4 protein-coding genes are annotated in these 14,799 nt (G+C 71.5%); 3 read left to right on the top strand and 1 reads right to left on the bottom strand.

Annotated elements, in window-relative coordinates:
• Positions 1–9: 9 nt before the first annotated feature.
• The gene (locus tag FXF51_RS39610; RefSeq protein ID WP_148439904.1) at positions 10–1,512 is read left to right on the top strand and encodes a hypothetical protein; all 1,503 of its coding nucleotides are present in this window, start codon (positions 10–12) and stop codon (positions 1,510–1,512) included.
• 27 nt (positions 1,513–1,539) lie between these two features.
• Here the strand turns inward: FXF51_RS39610 and FXF51_RS39600 are convergent, their stop codons facing one another.
• A complete protein-coding gene (locus tag FXF51_RS39600; protein WP_148439902.1) occupies positions 1,540–2,253 on the bottom strand; it encodes a nucleotidyltransferase domain-containing protein in 714 nt (237 codons plus the stop codon).
• Between the two features lie 493 nt (positions 2,254–2,746).
• Between FXF51_RS39600 and FXF51_RS39595 the strand changes: the two genes are divergently transcribed.
• Both FXF51_RS39595 and FXF51_RS39590 read left to right on the top strand, forming a co-directional pair.
• Complete coding sequence (locus FXF51_RS39595; RefSeq protein ID WP_187414819.1) at positions 2,747–8,380, top strand: LamG-like jellyroll fold domain-containing protein; 5,634 nt, start codon at positions 2,747–2,749, stop codon at positions 8,378–8,380.
• 142 nt (positions 8,381–8,522) lie between these two features.
• Positions 8,523–14,768 carry an RHS repeat domain-containing protein gene (locus FXF51_RS39590; RefSeq protein ID WP_148439900.1) on the top strand — a complete coding sequence of 2,082 codons (6,246 nt, stop codon included), beginning with the start codon at positions 8,523–8,525 and terminating at the stop codon, positions 14,766–14,768.
• Positions 14,769–14,799: the final 31 nt, after the last annotated feature.

The following is a 14,799-nucleotide window of genomic DNA, read 5'->3' as shown; positions in this document are numbered from 1 at the left end:
GGCAGAACCATGCAGATCATCCAGAACCGCATCAACTACGAGGTCACCGGTCTTCCACCGGTGCGCCTGCCCGCCGACCTGGACGACCAGGCCGTCCAGACCAAGGTCAAGGCGAGCCGGCTCAACGGCTACCAGCTCAAGGGCCTGAGCGACACGACGCCGCAGGAGACCCGGGCCATGCTCTGGCTCCTGGCCGAGTACTGCGCGGACGACAGGCGTGACATGACCTTTCACGCCATCCTGCCCCTGCCCGGCGGCGCCGTCGGGCAGATCATCCTGCGGTACGGCCCGAAGCTGCAGGGAACGGCCACCCTCGCGGGACGCGGCCTGCCGATGGGCGGCGATGACCCGGGCGGGAAACCCGCGGATCTGCTGGAGCGGATCAGGACGCAGTACCGGCTCGCGGGCATCGGCGGCACCTGGACCCCGGACCAGGTGCTCAAGCTGTACCACGCGCTGGCCCGCGTACCCGGGGCGGACCGGCCGGCCCTGCTGGGAGTCGTCATCGAACGCGTCCCGAACCTGGGCGCCGACAAGCACGGCGCGCACACCCAGGGCAGGTTCTCGCACACGGCGGGACGGACCTCGGGAGACTGGGGCACGCTCACCCTGACGGACGCGGCGTTCACCGGCGACGAGAAGGGCTTCTACGGAGGCGCCGACGGCTCCGCCGTGTACCCGCCGAGCGCGCAGGTCATCCTGCACGAGGTCGGCCACGCCGTCGAGAGCCAGGTCCGCAGGGCCGAGTCCAGGGCGAACGCCGAACTGGCCCTGGCGATCTCCGGCCGCCCCGCCTACCCGCGGGATCGCTCGCTACCGGACGACGCGCCGATCAAGCAGGGCCTGCAGCTGCGCTACCAGGACCTCCGGGACGCCGACGCGGTGGAGGCGCTCGTCCGCGAGACCTACAACCTGGTGGCGGTCAGGCAGGACGCAACCGGGAAGATCGCCGCCTGCCGGAACCTGGGCGGCAAGGTCGCGGCGTTCGCCCAGGCCGTCCAGGCCATGAAGGGCCCTGACACCGTCGCCCCCGCCGAGCGGCTGCTGAAGGAGATCCAGCGCGAGCACGCCGAACTGGTGAGCTGGTACGAGTACGCCCGCGACATGATCGTGCGAGGCGGCCAGGGAGAGGAGTTCGATCCCCCCGCGTACGCCAAGATCAAGGACGCGCTGGCCGGGAAGCTGGATCACACCCCCTGGCTGACCTACACCGACGAGCTCAACCGCTGGGCCGAACTGCAGATCGCCACGTCCACGTGGCGCAAGAAGTACACCAGCGGCCAGGGGCTCGTCACCCGCCGCGAGCAGAACCTCGTCGACCACGCCACACGTACTCAGATCGGCGTCGCGCTGACCCCCTACACGAAGGCGTTCTTCGAAGAGGACAAGTCCGCGACGGAACTGTACGCCGAGGCGTACGGGCTGTGGCTCGTGCACCCCGAGGCCGTCGCGTCGCACAGCGCCGAGCTGCTGGCCTACTTCACCAGCGGCGCCTACCGCCAGGGCGACTGACCCGGCGCGCGACACTCGCCGGGCACGTCAGCCGAGGGTCTGCTCGACCAGGCCGAGGTAGGCGTGCCCGGCGGCGACGTCGTCCGGCCGGCCGAGCGCCGCGAAACCGTCCAGCACCTCGCGCAGCGTGGTGAGACGGTGCCGCCAGGAGGCGCCGGGCACGCGGGCGCACCCGAGGATCTCCAGCATCCGGGCCGTGTCCGGGGAACGCCGGGCGATCCGCCTGCCCGCGACGGTGACCATCGCCAGCCGCCCCAGCTGCCGCTCGACGGGCCCCTTCGGGGTCGGCGGCTCCCGCTCACCTTCGCCGAGCAGCTCGGCGAAGGTCGCCGGGAGCCGGTCGAAGCCCCGCCGGTCGAGGACGGGCACGCTGTCGGCGGGCCACCCTGCCCGCGAGACCGGATGGACGTACCAGTCCACCTGAAGCGGAAGCCCGTCGGCGAGATGGTTCAGCCAGAGCGCCCTGGTGCCGCGTGGACCGTTGTGGCGGCTGTCGAAGGCCATCGACAACACCCCGGGGCCGGAGGGCAGGCGGCCTGGTGCCGCGTACTCGTCGAGGCGGGCGTCGTCCACGTACACCAGCAGGTCGAGGTCGCTCCAGTCGTCGGCCCGTCCCGCCCCGAACGACCCGACCAGCGCGGCCCCGGCCACGCCAGGGTCGTCGTGCAGGCCGGCGGTCGCGGCGCCGAGCCAGCGGGACCGGATGCCGGCGAGGCGGGGAGCCGGCGGCGCAGCGTTCATCGGGACATTCCAGCTCCCCGCGTGAAGCGGCGGCAACCCCTTTTAGCCGCCCTCGCCCAGACCGGCCCCTGCCCATCGCCATCCCCCTGTCCGTCCTCCTCGCGGTGACGCCCGCGGTGAACCAGGCCGGCTGAGCGCGTACCGCGCGAGGTGGAGTTCCGCTGCGCCTACCGCGGCGGATTGACAGTCGTCGTCAAATCCTGGGTGGACGACCGGCAACAGCCCGATCGATATCGTGATGCCGAATGTCGGAAGCGGTCACGGCCGCCGGTAAACGAGTGCCGCCATTCATCCACTCACCTTCGCGAAACCCCCTGACGACGCTTCCACCTGCCGAAAAACCGTCCTAGGAGGAAAATCCATGGGTTTACGGGGTGCGGCTGTCATCGTCTCTCTGACGATGGTCGCCGCGAGCGTGCTGACATTATCGGACCCCGGGGGAAAACCGGCCGCCGCCGCGGCGTCGGCGCCGGCCGCGGAGGCGGTTTCCCCGTTGTCCATCATTTCGACGTCGTATCCCGTCCCGGCTGACGCGGTTTTCGTCGCGCCCGGCGGGAACGACGCCAACGCCGGCACCGAGGAGGCTCCGCTGCGGACCGCGGGGGCGGCGGTGGCCAGGGCCGCGGCGGGCAGGATGACCACGATCGTGCTGCGCGCCGGCGAGTACCGCGAACGGCTGGGCAACGTCGCCGCGCCGGTGACGCTGCAGCCGTACCCGGGGGAGCAGGTCTGGTTCAAGGGCAGCTCGGAGATCCAGCAGAGCCAGCTCACGGCCGACGGCGACGCCTGGCGGCTGGACGGCTGGAACCCGGGCAGCGTCTGCCGGGCCACCGCGCCCGCCTACGACGAGTGCATGAACCCGCTGCACTTCAACGACGACAACCCGGTCGGCGGGGACCCGCAGATGGTGTTCCTCGACGGTGAGCCGCTGCGCCAGGTGGCCACCAGGGAGGAGGTCAGGGCGGGCACCTTCTTCCACGACGGGCCGGGCGACCGGACCTACCTCGGCAGCGACCCGACCGGGCGCAGGGTCGAGATCACGGCCAGGAAGAGCGGCATGCACTTCTTCGCCGGCGCCGACGGGTCGATCGTGCGGGGGCTGGGGTTCGCCCACTTCGGCAGCAGCCAGAACCAGACCAAGGAGCCGGCCGCGGTCATCGCGCAGGCCAAGGGCATGGTGTTCGAGAAGAACACGATCATCCACAACGCCGCGTCGGGCCTGATGGTCAACGCCGACGACGTGCGGGTGAGCGGCAACGCGATCGCCGGGAACGGCCATCTGGGCATCGGCGCGCACCGGTCGGCGAACCTGACGGTCGAGGGCAACCGGGTCGTGCGCAACAACACCGAGCAGCTCGGCATGTCGCAGGGCTACCACCTGGCGGGCGCCGGGATGAACGCCACCCGGGTGACCGGCGCGACGATCCGTGACAACGTGTTCGAGGCGAACCAGGGCGTCGGCCTGTGGTGCGACCTGTCGTGCCACGACATGACGATCATCCGGAACCTGATCCGCGGCAACTCCCGGCACGGCCTGCACTACAAGGTGTCGGGCCAGGCGCTGATCGCCTCCAACGTGCTGGCGGGCAACGGCATGACCGGGCTGAGCCTGCTGGGCTCGAACCACGTCCGCGTGATCAACAACACCTCCGTCGGCAACGCGCAGGCGATCGCGGTGCAGGAGGACGCGCGGCCGACCTGCCCCGGCGCCGAGGACGTCTGCCCGACCGACGCCGAGAAGGCGCTGGGCATCACGTGGGACACCGCCGACATCACGCTGATGAACAACGTGATCGCCGGCGGCACGAGCACCGCGCCGCTGGTCAACACCACCGACAACAACACCGGCGAGTCCGGGCGCCGGGTCGGCGCCGACGGCATGATCCCGGCCGCGCAGATGCACCACAACGGGTACTCGCGCACGGGCGCGGACACGCCGCCCACGCTCGTGCAGTGGTCGCGGGTGACCGGTTCGAGCATCCACCACCTGTCGCTGGCGCAGTTCCAGGCCGCGACCGGCCGCGACGCCAACTCCCGCTACCAGGAGACGAGCTACGTGGTCAACGCCGACGGCGGCGACTACCGGCTGGTGCCGGGCAGCCCGGCCGAGTCGGCGGGCGCGCCGCTGCCCGCCGACGTCGCCGCGGCCCTCGGCGTGCCGGCCGGGGAGCCGGTCAGGCTCGGCGCGCTGGCCTGGCCGGCCGAGCCGGCCCAGGCCGAGCTGGTCCGCAACGGGACGCTGGACGGGCCGTCGATCGTGCCGTGGTGGTCGGCGGGCAACCCGGCGCTCACCGTGGACGGCGGCGAGCTGCGGGCGGTCGTCGCCGGCGGCGCGGCCGAGCCCGGCGACGCCGTCGTCACGCAGCTCACCGGCAGCCTGATCAGCGGGCGCACCTACACGGTGTCGTTCGACGCCCGCGCCTCGGCCGACGTGGCCGTCGAGGTGGCGGTGCGGGAGGACGAGGCGCCCCACAGCGCCGCGCTCGCGCAGAGCGTCGAGCTGGAGACGGGCCGCCAGCGCTACTCCTTCCCGTTCACCTCCACGGTCGACACCACCGCGGCCGAGGTGGTCTTCCTGCTCGGCGGCAAGGGCGCGCTCACCGTCCATCTGGACAACGTCTCCCTGGTGGAGAACACCTGGGGCCTGTCGAAGGAGCCCAAGCAGAGCGAGGCGGAGGCGCTGGCCGCCGCGGCCGCGAGCGGGCAGCTCGTCGAGGTGCTGTCGGAGCGCGGCGAGACGCGCGAGGTGTACGCCACACCCGACGGCAGCTTCACCTCCAAGGAGCACTTCCAGCCGGTCCGCGTGGTGAAGGACGGCGTCTGGACGCCCGTCGACACCAAGCTGCGCAAGCTGGCCGACGGGTCGATCGTGCCGAACGCGGTGCCGACGGAGATCAAGCTGTCCGGCGGCGGCACCGGCCCCCTGGTGACCATCAACCGGGCGGGCCGGCCGATGTCGCTGACCTGGCCCACGACGCTGCCCAAGCCGTGGCTGGACGGCGACACCGCCGTCTACCCCGGCGTCCTGGGCGCGGAGGTGGACCTGCGGGTGCGGGTGGAGCCGGAAGGGTTCTCACACGTGCTCGTCGTCAAGACCGCCGCGGCCGCCGCGGACCCGCGGCTGGCCACCATCAAGCTGGGCCTGTCGGCGCCAGGCCTCAGCGTGCGGACGGCGGACGACGGCACCCAGCAGGCCATCGACGAGACCACCGGAAGCGTGGTCTACGAGGCCCCGGTGCCGATCATGTGGGACTCGACCGCGCCGGCCTCGGCGTCGGCCATGCGAGCGGCGACGGCCGACGACGGCGGGGAGAACCCCGGCGAGGACCTGACCGACAACGGCGTCGTGGAGGCCTCGGCCAGCCAGCCCGGCGACACCTCCAAGATCGCCACCGTGACCACGACCGTGACCGGCGGCGAGATGACGCTCAAGCCGGACCCGGCCCTGCTCACCGGCGCGGACACCACCTACCCCCTCTACATCGACCCCATGTGGGACACCCCGCGCGCCTCGGCCCGCCTCATGGTCTCCAGCGCCGGATGGTCGAAGTACAACTTCACCAAGAACGAGGGCATGGGCCGCTGCCCCCGCGACTACCCGCCCGCCGGCCGCTACTGCAACGGCTGGTACGAGAAGCGGCTGTTCTACCGCGTCCCCACCGCCAGGTTCGCGCACAAGCAGATCATCTCCGCCGAGTTCCACGCCCAGGAGACCTTCGCCACCTCGTGCCGCAAGCGCGTCGTGGACATCTACCTGGCCAAGAGCTTCGGGACGGGCTCCACCTGGAACTCGACCTCCGACAACTGGGTGCGCCGGCTGGACAGCAGGAACGTCGCCAAGGGCTGGAGCTCCGGCTGTCCCGCCGGTGACGTGCTGTTCAACGTGACCAGCGCCGTCCAGGAGGCGGCCAGGAAGGGCTGGTCGAACACCACCTTCGGGCTGCGCGCCCGCGACGGCGGCGACCAGCTCGCCTGGAAGCGCTTCGACCGCAACGCCTTCGTCCGCGTGCACTACAACAGCCCGCCCGCGCAGCCGAAGATGAGCCAGCTGTCCTCCAGCCCCGGCGGCGCCTGCCGCGGCCCGGCCACCCCGGCCACGTTCAACCGGCTGCCGACCCTGTTCGCCAAGAACCTCACCGACCCCGACAACAAGGGCGTGGAGGGGGAGAAGCTCAAGGCGCAGTTCCAGGTGATCTGGACGGAGAACGGCGTCCAGAAGGTCAAGAACCTCGGCACCGTCAAGAAGATGTCGGCCAACGGCCCGCGCAAGTCCTCCTTCAGCGTGGTGATCCCCAAGGACCTCATCCCGCAGGGCGTGGTCGCCCACTGGGGCGTGCGCGCCTCCGACGGGCGGGCGTGGAGCCCGTGGAGCTGGGACGGCAACGCCACGGCCTGCTACTTCGTCTACGACGCCAGGGCGCTGCCCGAGCCGAAGGTCACCTCCACCGGCGCCGACGGCTACCCCGCGCTCGACCCGGCCGACCCGGCGCAGGTCCCGGCCGACGGCGTGGGCCGGTACGGCACGTTCACGATCGCCCTCGACACCCGGGTCAGCAAGTACGCGTGGGCGATGAACACCGACCCCGCCGAGGGAGCGGCGAAGACGAAGACCACCGCCACCGAGTCGATCAAGGCGATGCCCACGCACGCCGGCCTGAACACGCTGTACGTGACGGCGTGGGACGCGGCCAACAACTGGTCGACCGGCACCTACGAGTTCTGGGTCGCCGACGGCAGGGCGCCCAAGGCGTACTGGAAGCTGGACGAGGCGGCGGGGGCGGCCAGGCTGGCCGACACCCAGGGCGCCCACCCGGCCACCCCGCAGGGCGGCGCCGCCCTCGGCGCGCCCGGGGCGCTGAGCACCGCGATGCGGCTGAACGGCACCACCGCCTACGCCGCCACCGGCGGCCCGGTCGTGGACACCACCCAGAACCTCGCCGTCTCGGCGTGGGTGAAGATGCCGGCCACGCTGCCCACCACCCACTTCGTCGTGGCCAGCCAGGCCGCGACCAAGAACTCGCCCTTCTACCTGAAGTACGACCCGGGCGACAAGAAGTGGAAGCTGTGGCGGGTCCAGAGCGACGCCGGCACCACCGGAGCGGGCACCGCCTACTCCAGGGAGCCGGCCAAGCCCGGCGGGTGGACTCACCTGGTCGGCGTGCAGGACGTGGTGACCAAGAAGCTGCGGCTCTACGTCAACGGTGTGGAAGGCGTGCCGGGCGACATGAGCACGGCGGCCTGGGCGGCGGGCGGCGCCTTCCAGATCGGCCGCGGCCTGTACAACGGGCAGTTCGCCAACTACACGCCGGGGGTCGTGGACGACGTCCGGGTCTTCGACCGGGTGGTGACCGGCGACGAGGTGCGGGACCTGTACACGATCAAGCCCGTGGTGGAGAGCAAGTGGCACCTCAACGCCGCCACCGGCACCCCGCCCGGCAGCCCCGACACGGGGCAGGGCGTCGCCTACCCGCTGACGCTCAACGGCGCCGCCAAGATCACCACCGACTTCGCCGAGGTGCTGGTCAAGTCCCCGGCCGGAACCCCGAGCGGGGCGCTGAAGCTGCCGGGCGGCGCCAACGACTACGCCACGGCGACCGGTCCGGTGATCGACACCCGCGACAGCTTCACCGTCTCGGCGTGGGTGTCCACCCCGGGAGAGCCCAGCAGGGCGATGACCGTGCTCGGCCTGGCCGGATCGCACAACAGCGCGATCACGGTGCGCTACGACCCGGGCAAGCAGCGCTACGTGCTGGACGTACCGGACAAGGACGGCACCGGCGCGACCACGGCCAGCGTGGAGCACTCCATGTTCCACCAGGGCAACTTCGGCGACTGGGACCATCTCGCCGTCACCTACGACGCGACCGAGGGGACGGTCACGCTGTGGGTCAACGGGGTGAAGGAGGCCGTCGGCGGCGCGGACAACCTGTCCTTCCGCCACCGCACCAGGCCCTTCGGCCCCATCGCCTCGCTCCAGGTCGGCCGCGGCCTGTCCGGCGGCGCCTACCCGGCGGGCAAGGCCTGGGCCGGCGTGATCGATGACGTGTGGGTGCTGCGCGGCGTGGCCTCGCAGCAGCTCATCGACATGCTGGCGGTGCCCACGGAGATCGCCTCGATCCCCGGCTGATCCGGCGGGGGCCGGCGGCCCGACCGCCGCCGGCCCCCGCGCTGCCTGACTCCACGACGCGCTTCGGAGGTGACGCATGACTGTCCGCGGTGTGAGAACGCGGGTGGGAAGCGGGCCGGTCCGCCGGCTCCTTCACTTAGCAATGACCACGGCCCTGGTGGCGGGGCTGCTCGCGGCAACGCCGGCGACCGGCACGGCCCGGGCCGCAGCGGGGGAACCGCCCAGACCGGTGGACCACGAGATCGTGGTGCCCGGCGCATCCTTGAAGGTCACGCCGCGCAAGGGCACCCCGCGCGCTCCTGACCCGGTCGTCCGCTGGCCGGCCGCGGGAGAGGCCGAGGTCACCCTCGACGAGCAGAACAGCTCCCGGCGGACAGGCACGCAACGGGCGGGCGAGCTGCCCGTCTGGATCTCCGCATCGGCATCGCAGGCGAAGGCGGCCGCACAGGGGCCTGCCGCCGAGCCGGGCAAGGTGCGGGTGCGGATGCTCGACCGGACGGCCGCCTCGCGCGCCGGTGTCAGCGGGGTGCTGCTCACCGTCGGGCAGGCGGCCGGCCGGCCGGGCAAGGTCGGCCTGCGGCTGGACTACTCGGGGTTCGCCGAGGCGTTCGGCGGCGCGTTCGGGTCGCGGGTGCGGCTGGTGAGCCTGCCCGCGTGCGCGCTGACCACGCCCGACCTGCCGGGATGCCGGACGGCCGCGCCGCTGCCCTCGTCCAACGACACCCGCGCCAGGACGGTCGCCGCCGACGTCGAGACCGCCGCGGAACCGGCCGTCGTCGCGGCGGTCGCGGGCGCGGAGAGCTCCAAGGGCGACTACAAGGCGACCGAGCTGGCGGCCTCGGCCACCTGGCAGGTCGGCACCCAGACCGGCGATTTCACGTGGTCGTATCCCCTGCGGGTGCCTCCGGTGCCCGGCGGGCTCGCCCCCGAGCTGGGCGTGGCCTACTCCTCGTCGTCCATCGACGGGCGCACCTCCAGCTCCAACAACCAGGGTTCGCAGGTCGGCGACGGCTTCGACCTGTGGCCCGGCTACATCGAACGCAAGTATCGCTCGTGCAAGGACGACGGCGTGCCCAAGGACGGCACCTACGACGTCCACCCGATGGACCAGTGCTGGGGCTACGACAACGCGGTGCTGACGCTCGGCGGCAAGGGCGGTGAGCTGGTGCAGTCGGGCGAGAACGAGTGGCGGCTGCGCAAGGACGACGGCACCCGGATCAAGAAGGTGTCCGGGTCCGCCACCGACACCGCCAACGGCGACGACAACAACGAGTACTGGGTGCTCACCGCCCCGGACGGCAAGCGCTACCACTTCGGCAAGAACCGGCTGAAGGGCTGGGCCTCCGGCAAGGCCGAGACGAAGTCCACCTGGACCGTGCCCATCTACGGCGACGACTCCGGCGAGCCCTGCCACGACGACACCTTCGCCACCTCGTGGTGCCAGCAGGCCTGGCGGTGGAACCTCGACTACGTCGAGGACCCGCACGGCAACGCGATCGTCTACTACTACGGGCAGGAGGGCAACCGTTACGGCCGCAACCTGCGGGCCGAGGACGACACCCCCTACGTCAGGGGCGGCTACCTCAAGAGCGTCGAGTACGGCCTGAACGCCGCCGATCCCTACCCGGCCACCGCCCCGGCCCGGGTGGACTTCAAGGTCGCCGAGCGGTGCCTGCGCTCGGCCGACGACTGCGCCGAGTCCAAGATCGACGACCATCCCGCCTACTGGGAGGACGTTCCCTGGGACCTCAACTGCGCGGCCGGCACCAAGTGCGAGGACTACAAGGGGGCGTCGGCGCCCACGTTCTGGACGCGCAAGCGGGTCGTCGAGGCCACCACGAAGGTGATCAAGAGCGACGGCTCCGGCCACCGCACGGTCGATTCGTGGGCCTTCACCCACGACTGGGGCACCGCGGACGTGGACCGGCAGCTCCTGCTGAAGTCGATCGTGCACACCGGCCACGCCGGGCCCGCGCCGGTGGTGATGCCGCCGGTGAGCTTCGCCTACACCCAGCTCGCCAACCGGGTGGACGCCCTCGGCGACGACGTGGGCCCGTTCATCAAGAACCGCGTCGGCTCCGTCACCAACGAGACCGGCGGCGTCCTGGACGTCAACTACTCCGCGGCCGACTGCCGCGTCGGCGACACGCCCAGCCCGCCCGCCAACCACCGCCGCTGCTTCCCCGTCATGTGGGAGCGCACCAGCGGCGACGCCAGCCCGACGCTCGACTGGTTCCACAAGTACGTGGTCACCCAGCTCGTCCAGACCGATCTGACGGGCGGCTCGCCCGACATGGTCACCGACTACGACTACAGCATCGGCGAGCCCGCCTGGCGCTTCACCGACGACGACGGGCTCACCAAGGAGAAGTACCGCACCTGGTCGCAGTGGCAGGGCTACGACAAGGTACGGGTCCGCACCGGCGCCACCAGCGCCGCCCCGTCCCAGACCGACCACTGGTTCTTCCAGGGCATGGACGGCGACCGCCTGAACGCCGACGGCGGCACCAAGAAGGTCACCGTCAGCGACGGCGAGGGCGGCTCCTACCCCGACCACGAGTCGCTGCAGGGCCTCACCCTCAAGACGATCACCTACGACAGGGCCGGCGGCGAGCCCGTCAGCAAGAGCATGAACAGGCCCTGGCACCACCAGACCGCCTCACGCACCCGCACGATCGACAAGGGCAGCATCACCGTCACCGCCAACCTGAGCGGCGTCGCCGGCACCCGCGGCCTGAAGAAGCTCGACGACGGCTGGCGGGCGACCAGGTCGAGCGTCACCGCGTTCAACCTCACCACCGGCGCGCCCGCCCAGACCGACGACGAGGGCGACACCGCCGTCACCGGCGACGAGAAGTGCGTCACCACGACGTTCACCGCCGACGGCGCCCGCGTGCTCGCCAAGCCCGCCCAGGTCAGGACCGTGGCACGGCGCTGCGCCGACACCCCCGACCTGGCCAAGGACCTGATCTCCGAGGAGCGCACCTACTACGACAACGGCGCCTTCAAGGCTGCGCCGACCCTGGGCGACGCCACCCTGGTGGAGAAGGCCAAGGAGGCCACGGCCACCGCGGTGACACCCCTGGCCGCGTCCCGCACCACGTACGACGCCTACGGCCGCCCCGTCACGGTCACCGACGCGGCGGGCCGGACCACCACCACGAAGTACACCCAGACCCACGGCCTGACCACGAAGGTCGAGGTGAGCGGCCCGCCCGCGACGCCCGGCGACGCCGCCACGGCGCACACCACCGTCAAGGTGCTCGACCCGGCGTGGGGCAGCCCCGTCAGCGACACCGACGCCGGCGGCAGGACCACCACCGTCCAGTACGACGCCGCCGGCCACCTGACCAAGGTGTGGCTGGGCAACCGGCCCGCCTCCGCCGTGCCGGACAAGGAGTACGACTACCTCATCCGGCCGAACGCGGTGGTGGCCGTCTCCACCAAGTCGCTCACCGCCGAAGGCGGCCAGGAACAGTCGTACACGCTGTTCGACGGGTGGCTGCGGCAACGGCAGCTCCAGGCGGCGGGCCGCGACGGCGCCACCAAGGGCCGGCTCGTCTCCGACACCTTCTACAACGCGGCCGGCCAGGTGGACCGCACCTACGAGAGCTACTACGCCGACGGCGAGCCCAGACCCGAGGTCTTCGGCGTGGCCGACCCCGGCAAGATCGAGACCCAGCACGTCCACGAGTACGACGGCCAGGGCCGCGCGACGGCCGAGCGGCTGCTGGTGGGCAGCAGCGACGCCCAGGAGAAGTGGCGCACCCGCTACGAGTACGGCGGGAACTGGACCAGGGTGACCCCACCGGCGGGCGGCACGCCCGTCACCACCTTCACCGACGCCCACGACCGCAGGACCGAGGTGCGCGAGCACCGCGCCGGCGGCTACGTCGCCACCCGGTTCCGCTACGACCACCGCGGGCTGGAGTCCTCGGTCACCGGGCCCGGCGACCACGTCTGGACCACCACCTACGACCTGCGCGGACGCAAGATCCAGACGTCCGACCCCGACAAGGGCGTCACCAAGTTCAGCTACAACGACGTGGACCAGCTCATCTCCACCGAGGACGCCCGCGGCAAGAAGCTGTCGGTCACCTACGACGGCACCGGCCGCAGAACCGGCCTGTACGACGCCACCACGGCGAGCCCCGGCGTCAAGGTCGCCGAATGGGTCTACGACACCGTCCGCAAGGGCCAGCTCACCAGCGCCACCCGCATCGTCGGTACGGCCAGGTACACCACTCAGGTCGACATCTACGACAACCTGAACAGGCCCACGCGCAAGCGCGTCCTGCTGCCGGGCAGCGAAGGAGCGCTCGCCCCCGACGGCGGCTACGTCTTCGACACCACCTACAACCTCGACGGCAGCGTCAGGGCCGCGAGCAGCCCGGCCGCCGGCGACCTGCCGGCCGAGACCACCGCCTTCACCTACGACGACCTCGGCCGGCTCGTCGCGACCGGCTCCAACCTCTCGACCTACCTCGTCGGCGTCGACTACACCAAGACCGGCAAGCAGATCGGCCAGCGGCTGTCGATCGGCGCCGCCGGCAAGCAGGTGGACCAGACCTTCAGCTACGAGTACGGCACCCAGCGGCTGCAGAAGGCCACCACCGCGCACGCCGGCACGGCCGGGACCGACCGCAGCGTCGAGTACCGCTACACCGACTCGGGCAACCTGCTGCAGGCCGTCGACACCTCCAGGGACGGGGTCGACAACCAGTGCTTCCGCTATGACGACCTGCAACGGCTGATCGACGCCTGGACCCAGGAGGGCGCCACCTGCGCGGCCGACCCCGGCCAGGCCACGATCGGCGGGCCCGCGCCGTACCGGGTGAACTACGCCTACGACGACGCCGGCAACCGGACGGGGGAGACCCACTACGCCGCCGGGCCCGCCGGCGGCGTACAGAGCGCCACGCGCGGCTACCGCTACGCCGGCAACCCCGGCGTGGACCCCAAGTACCGGGGACACCAGCTCGCCGACGTGAGCGGCGACGCCGAGTCCTACGGCTACGACCCGGTCGGCAACACCACCGAGCGCAGAACCTCCTCCGGCAACCAGACGCTCCACTGGGACGCCGAAGGCGAGCTGGTGAAGGTCGTCGACGACAAGAAGGGAGAAACCACCTTCCTCTACACCGCCGACGGTGAGCGGCTGCTGCGCCGCGACCCGGCCGGCACCACCCTCTACCTGCCCGACATGGAGGTGCGCCTGGACAAGGGGCAGAGCGTGGCCAAGGCCGTGCGCTACCACCGCAACGCCATGCGCACCGGCCAGGGCGTCACCTTCCTCGTCAACGACCACCACGGCACCGCCGAGCTGGCCATCAACGCGACCGACGGCTCGCTGAGCCGCCGCCGCTACACCCCGTTCGGCCAGCTGCGGGCCAGCAAGGGCCAGTGGCCCGCGGGCAACGAGAAGGGCTTCGTCGGCGGCATCGTCGACTCCACCACCGACCTGACGACGCTCGGCGCGCGCGGCTACGACCCGAACACCGGCCGCTTCATCTCCGTGGACCCGGAGATCGAGATGGGCCGCTCGCAGCAGATGAACGGCTACAACTACGCCGACAACAACCCTGCCACCATGTCCGACCCGGACGGCCGCTTCCCCTACGTCAACTACTACCTGCTCGGCTACCGCCAGTTCTGGGTGCGGTACGGCAACTACAACTACCTCATGCGGCAGAACCTGTACCTGGTGCACGTGTACCTGAACATCTTCACGAGCCGCTTCTACCTGGCGGTCAGCAACTGGTACGTCGCCGCCCGCCAGCGAGCCTTCCTCCAAGGGCCGGTCGCGCCGGGGCAGAAACCGCTGCTGCGGCAGCCCGGCATCCCCGACCTGACCCCCAGGCCACCGGCGGAACCGGCCAAGCCGCCGGCGCCGGCCAAACCGAAGAAGGGCACCATCGGCCTGTGCGGCGGGCTCGGGATCAAGCTGACCGCGGCCTTCAGCGTGGAGGGGTGCCTGGTCTTCGACAGGAAGGGCGTGGGCCTCGCCGGCACCTACAAGACCGGCATGTCCACCTCGGTCGGCGCCGAGGCCAGCGGCGGCCTGTTCTACAAGCACACCACCATCGAGGGCCTGGCCACCAAACCGGGCACCTGGGACGCCTACTACGGGGCCGAGTACGAGTCCAAGAAGGGCTGGGGAGGCGGCGGCTACGCGGTCACCGACAGCAAGGGCAACCTCAAGGGCGGCGGCGCCGACGTCACCTACGGCGTGTCGCAGAGCCTGCACCACGCGACCGCGGGCCAGCTCCCCGTGGGCGTCACCGCCGAACGGGGCAGGACGGTGTCCAAGCGGCTGCGTAACCCGGTGAGCTGGTTCCAGGAGAAGATGCGCGGCTTCGTCTGGGAGTCCTACCACCCAGGAGGCTGAGCATGAGCGCCCGGGCGGTCGCCGCCCGGGC

The organism is Nonomuraea sp. PA05 (genome assembly GCF_008086045.1).
GTDB lineage: Bacteria > Actinomycetota > Actinomycetes > Streptosporangiales > Streptosporangiaceae > Nonomuraea > Nonomuraea monospora.
This window is presented reverse-complemented; position numbering and strand designations above follow the sequence as displayed.